Source organism: Bradyrhizobium sp. P5_C11_2, from assembly GCF_054049755.1.
In genome coordinates this window covers 1-5,509 of the sequence record NZ_JBFULT010000513.1, presented here as the reverse complement: position 1 = coordinate 5,509, position 5,509 = coordinate 1, and the positions used below count along the sequence as shown (strand labels likewise).

Below are 5,509 nucleotides of genomic sequence, written 5' to 3'. Positions count from 1 at the left end.
GCTTGCGGGTGTCGGGCTGGTCATCGCGGTGACGGAGGATGGCGAGCGGTTGTTGCGAACGCACGGGCGGTGACTTCTTCGCCTCTCCCCGCTTGCGGGGAGAGGCCGGAATTTGCGCAGCAAATTCCGGGTGAGGGGGAGTCTCCGCGAGTCCGTCTCTTACCGTGATTGCGGAGACAGCCCCTCACCCCAACCCTCTCCCCGTAAGAACGGGGAGAGGGAGAAGAAGCAGCGCGGCACCTCTCTCCACATCGTCATTGCGAGCGCAAGCGAAGCAATCCAGAATGTCCCTGCGGCGGCAGTCTGGATTGCTTCGTCGCAAGAGCTCCTCGCAATGACGGAGCATGTGGAGCCCGCCAGTCATGTCACTCAAACTCTACGAACTCGTCGGCACCGACACCTCGCGCCCGTTCAGCCCGTATTGCTGGCGCACGCGCCTCGCGCTGGCGCACAAGGGGTTGTCGGCGGAATCGCTTCCCTGGCGCTTCACCGAGAAAAGCGCGATCGCGCCGCACGGCTCCGAGAAGGTCCCGGTGCTGTTGCATCACGACAGGCCGGTGGTCGATTCCTGGGCAATCGCGAATTATCTCGAAGACAATTTTCCCGATAGCCCGTCGCTGTTCGGCGGTGAGGGCGGCCGGGCCATGGCGCGCATGATCAACGCCTGGGGCGACATCGCCATCGTCGGCGGCATCTTTCCGCTGATCGTCGCCGACATTCCGACGAATCTGGCTGACGTCGATGCCGCTTATTTCCGGCAATCGCGCGAGGCGCGATTTGGCGGCAAGACGCTGGAGGAGATCATGGCGAGCCGCGATGCCGGCGTGATCGCGTTCCGCAAGTCGCTCGAGGTGATGCGGCAGACCTTGAAGAAGCAGGCCTATCTCGGCGGCGATGCGCCGAACTACGCCGACTACATCGTGTTCGGCGGCTTCCAATGGGCGCGCGTGGTCAGCCCGTTCAAGCTGCTGGAGGCGGACGACCCGATCTATGCGTGGCGCGACAAGCTGCTCGATGCGTTCGACGGCATGGCGCGGACCTCGCCGGGGCACGCGGTGTAGCAGATCGGAGGGCGGGCTCGGCCGAAGGCGCGAGCCCGACTTGCGTCAGAACTTGTAGGCGATGCCGAAGCGGCCGATGTCGCTGCGCAGCTTGGTCGAGACGTTGAACGTCGCAGTGGGCGTGTTGCCGGTTGTGACCAAGCCGGAGGTGGAGACCGAACCGAGGTCCACGTGCAGATATTCCCCGCTCACCACCCAATGTGGCGTGATCGCATAGTCGATGCCGGCGCCGACAGTCCAGCCGACCCGGGTCTGGCTGGCCGCGGCCGTCTCGAATTCCAAGCCGAATCCGAGCGGCGAGAAGCCCACATAGGTGTTCGAATATTTGACGTCGCCGATGGCGACACCGCCGGTGGCGTAGAACAGTGCCTTGTCGACCGCATAACCGATGCGGGGGCGAATGGTCGCGAGCCAGTTGGTCGAGACGGTTGTTGTGAACGCCGCGGTGCCAAGGGGGAAGGTCAGGAACGGACTGCCGGCCGTCGCGACCATCTTGTCGAAGTGGCGCCACGAAATGTCGCCTTCGACACCGGCGACGAAACTGCCCCATTGCCGATTGTAACCGGCCTTGCCGCCGACGATCGCACTGGTTCCCGATAGGCCCGGCGAACCGATGGCGTTCAGTCCGGGAATGTCGGCGGGGAAGTAGAGCGGAATCGCTCCGTTGACAGCGCTGAGACTCGTATCGGCGTTGGTCCAGCTCGCGCCAGCGGTTCCGCCAACGTAAAATCCCGTCCAGCTGAACGGCGCGACCGCCGGCAAGGCCTTGTAGACCGGGGCCTGCACGTCAGCTGCCGCCGCCGCGGAGACGGACGCCATTCCTCCGATGGCCGCGAAGAGCGCGACTCGTGAGAAGCAAATTCGTGCCATGGAAACCCCTAACCGATGAAATCTCAGGTAGCTCAGTAGCAGGGGGCCGGCCGATGGGCTGTCCCTGAAATGTCACGCCGCTGCTCGGCAACGGCGTCGAGACTGACATGATGATGCTCGTGACGACATCGGGCAGGAAATATCCGATCGCGCGGAAGCCGCCGGGGCATGCGGTGTAGCTGCCGCGCTCACTCTCTCCCCGAGGTCGTCCTGGCGAAAGCCAGGACCCATACCGCGTGATCTATCGCGTGCGGTCGGTCGCAGTACCGAACGACGAGTCGTCGCCAAACATCTCCCTGGGGTAATGGGTCCTGGCTTTCGCCAGGACGACAGCGGAGGTGGGCGCGTACTCGCGTCTCACGCGCACAGTCGCGGACTACTTCGCCGCGCTCGCCGCCGCCTCCCGCAAACATGACCGGCACAGGCAATCCTCGCCCTTGACCGGCATCGGCAGGCGCGCGGTCTCCTCCGCGCACCAGCAGGTGCCCGAGAGGTCGCAGCCAAACTCGGTGCCGCAGCGGGAGCAGGCGAGGCGGCGCGGTGCCGGTTCCTGCGTTGAGGATTCTTTCGGAATTGTCATGATTTGCGCAAAAGCTTGGCCGTCATTTTCATGTCGGGTTCATCTCCCGCTGCGGTATATTACGCGCCGCGCGCACGCTCGCAAAGCGCTCAGGACAAATTGATGGCCCGCGATTCGCAAGCCGCCCTCGTTGCGCTCAACCGCTTCGGCTTCGGTGCCCGCGGCGGGGCGTCCGGCGATCTCATCAACGCGGCGTCCGACCCGCGCGGTTTCGTCAAGGCGGAGCTCGCCCGCCCCAACGGCGTGCTGCTGGAGGCCCCGGGCCTGCAATCGACGCCGCAGCTGGGCCAGGCCGTGTTCGCCTATCAGGACCAGGTCAAGCAGGCGCGCGAGGCGGCGGCGAAAGCCGGCGCGACGACCGAGGCGCCGCCGGCGCCGGCCGATCAGAAGCCCGGGCTGCGCCGCAATCTCTCGCTGAACACCGTGGCGACCGAGATCGCCGGCCAGATGACGGAAGCAAAACCGGCGGACAATGCCGCCAGGAACGACAGCATCAAGCCCGACAGCATGCAGCCCAGTGCCGCCGCACCGCCCGCCGCAAAGCCCGCACCGCAGCCGCTCAACGTGATCCAGAAGACGTTTCGCGCGGAGGCGCTGGCGCGCCTGCAGCGCGCGACACTGGTCGAGTGCGGTTTCACCGAGCGGCTGGTGACGTTCTGGTCCAACCATTTCTGCATCTCCGCGAGCAAGGGCGAACTGGCGCGGATCTGGGCCGGTGCGTTCGAGCGCGAGGCGATCCGCCCGCATGTGCTCGGGCGTTTCGCCGACATGCTCAGGTCCGCCGAGCAGCACCCGGCGATGCTGTTCTTTCTCGATAACCAGCAATCGCTCGGGCCGGAGTCACGCGCGGGGCAGAATCGCAAGCGCGGGCTGAACGAGAATCTCTCGCGCGAGATCATGGAGCTGCATACGCTCGGTGTCGGCGGCGGCTACACCCAGGACGACGTCACCTCGCTGGCGCGCATCATCACCGGCTGGACCTTTGCCGGCCGGCAGGGCCAGCTCGGTGCGCCCGGCTCGTTCGTGTTCAACGCCAATGCGCACCAGCCGGGGCCGCAAGTCCTGCTCGGCAAGAGCTATGAGGCGACCGGCCTTGCGCAGGGCGAGGCCGCGCTCGCCGACATCGCCCGCCATCCGTCGACCGCGAATTTCATCGCCACTAAATTCGTCCGTCATTTCGTCGCCGACGATCCGCCGCAGGTCCTGGTGGCGCGATTGCGCGACGTCTTCGTCAAGACCGACGGCGATCTCAAGGCGCTGGCAACCGCGCTGGTCGATTCCGACGAAGCCTGGAAGGCGCCGCTGACCAAGATGCGCAGCCCATACGATTTCCTGGTCGCGAGCGGCCGTCTGCTCGCGCGCGTGCCGGAGGATCCGGGCGGCTATCTCAACAATCTGAACCTGCTCGGCCAGCCGCTGTGGACCCCCGCAGGCCCCAACGGTTTTCCCGACACCAACGCGGCGTGGGCTGCGCCGGAAGGCATCAAGCTCCGGCTCGATATCGCCGCACAAATGGGTGCGCGGCTTGGGCCCAACATCGATCCGCTCGACCTGCTGGAATTCGCGGCAGCGGATGCGGCCTCGGTCGAGACGCGGCGGACCATCGAGCGCGCGGAGTCGCGCCAGCAGGCGCTGGCGCTGCTGTTGATGTCGCCGGAAATGCAGAGGAGATGATGATGATCGACTGCGTCGAGAACCGGCTCCTCACCTCGCGCCGCGGCCTGCTGCTCGGCGGCGCCTCCTTCGCGGCCTGGGCCTATCTGCCGAAATTCGCGCGCGCGGCCGACGGACGCGATCCCCGGCTGATCGTGGTGATCCTGCGCGGCGCACTCGACGGGCTCTCGACCGTCGCGCCGGTCGGCGATCCCGACTATGCCGGCCTGCATGGATCGATCGCGCTCACGGCGGATGGCGCGCATCCCGCGATCATGCTCGACTCGTTTTTCGCGCTGCATCCGGCGATGCCGGAATTCGCACGCATGTACCGCGACAGGCACGCGGCGGTGATCCACGCGGTTGCGACGCCCTATCGCGACCGTTCGCATTTCGACGGCCAGGACGTGCTCGAGAGCGGATATGCCGGCCCCGGCCGCGTCCAGTCGGGCTGGCTCAATCGCGCGCTCGAAGCGCTGCCGCGCGGCGAGCGGGTGTCCTCAGGTCTCGCGGTCGGTCCCACCACGCCGCTGGTGCTGCGCGGCAATGCGCCGACCGTCGGCTGGGCGCCGGTCGCGCTGCCGCAGGCCGACGACGACACGGCGATGCGGCTGGTCGATCTCTATCGTCACCGCGACCCCGTGCTGGCGTCAGCCCTGTCGCAGGGCCTTCAACTCGACAAGGTCGCGAGCGGCGACGACATGAAGCCGAAGGGTGGCAACCAGGTCGCGCAGATGCGGCAGGTGGCGCGCGGCGCGGCAAAACTGATGGCGGCCGACGACGGCCCGCGCATCGCGGCACTCGCCTTCGACGGCTGGGATACGCATGCCAATGAAGGCGGGCCTGTGGGGCGTCTGGCGTTCCTGCTCGGCGGGCTCGACGGCGCGCTGGCCGAATTCGAGAGCGGGCTCAGTGAGCGCTGGCGCGACACCGTGGTCGTCGTCGCCACCGAGTTCGGCCGCACCGCGCGCATCAACGGCACCGACGGCACCGATCACGGCACCGGAACGATCGCGCTGCTCGCCGGCGGCGCGGTGAAGGGCGGCCGCGTCATCGCCGACTGGCCCGGCCTCAAGCTCGCCAATCTCTACGAGGGGCGCGACCTCAAGCCGACCACGGACTTGCGCTCCGTGATCAAGGGCGTGCTGCAGGGACAGTTCGGCCTGTCCGATCGCGTGCTGGCGGAGACGGTGTTCCCGGACAGCGCGAGCGCGAGACCGATGAAGGGGCTGGTGACTTAACCTCTCCCCGCTCTTTGCGGGGAGAGGTCGGATTGCCCCGGCGATGCGAAGCATCGTCCGGTGCGATCCGGGTGAGGGGCAGGGCACTCTGTTGCTCAAATGGC

Annotated in this window: 5 protein-coding genes; 3 read left to right on the top strand and 2 right to left on the bottom strand. The window is 66.9% G+C overall.

Annotated features, from left to right (window positions below; genetic code table 11):
• Positions 1-362 precede the first annotated feature (362 nt).
• Positions 363-1,061, top strand: a complete 699-nt coding sequence (locus ACXJL8_RS32585) for a glutathione S-transferase family protein (RefSeq protein ID WP_456623423.1) — start codon at positions 363-365, stop codon at positions 1,059-1,061.
• Between the two features lie 45 nt (positions 1,062-1,106).
• Here ACXJL8_RS32585 and ACXJL8_RS32580 read toward each other — a convergent pair whose 3' ends face one another.
• Both ACXJL8_RS32580 and ACXJL8_RS32575 read right to left on the bottom strand, forming a co-directional pair.
• A complete protein-coding gene (locus ACXJL8_RS32580) occupies positions 1,107-1,880 on the bottom strand; it encodes an outer membrane protein (protein WP_456623422.1) in 774 nt (257 codons plus the stop codon).
• A 427-nt stretch (positions 1,881-2,307) separates the two neighbouring features.
• Entirely contained in the window at positions 2,308-2,511 is a 204-nt protein-coding gene (locus ACXJL8_RS32575) for a cysteine-rich CWC family protein (RefSeq protein ID WP_456623421.1), read from the bottom strand.
• Between the two features lie 102 nt (positions 2,512-2,613).
• On the opposite strand from ACXJL8_RS32575, the gene ACXJL8_RS32570 reads away from it, so the two are divergent.
• Both ACXJL8_RS32570 and ACXJL8_RS32565 read left to right on the top strand, forming a co-directional pair.
• On the top strand, positions 2,614-4,185 hold the full coding sequence (locus tag ACXJL8_RS32570; RefSeq protein ID WP_456623420.1) for a DUF1800 domain-containing protein: 1,572 nt from the start codon (positions 2,614-2,616) through the stop codon (positions 4,183-4,185).
• A gap of 2 nt (positions 4,186-4,187) precedes the next feature.
• Positions 4,188-5,405: a DUF1501 domain-containing protein gene (locus tag ACXJL8_RS32565; protein ID WP_456623419.1), complete on the top strand. Its 1,218-nt coding sequence runs from the start codon at positions 4,188-4,190 to the stop codon at positions 5,403-5,405.
• Positions 5,406-5,509 lie beyond the last annotated feature (104 nt).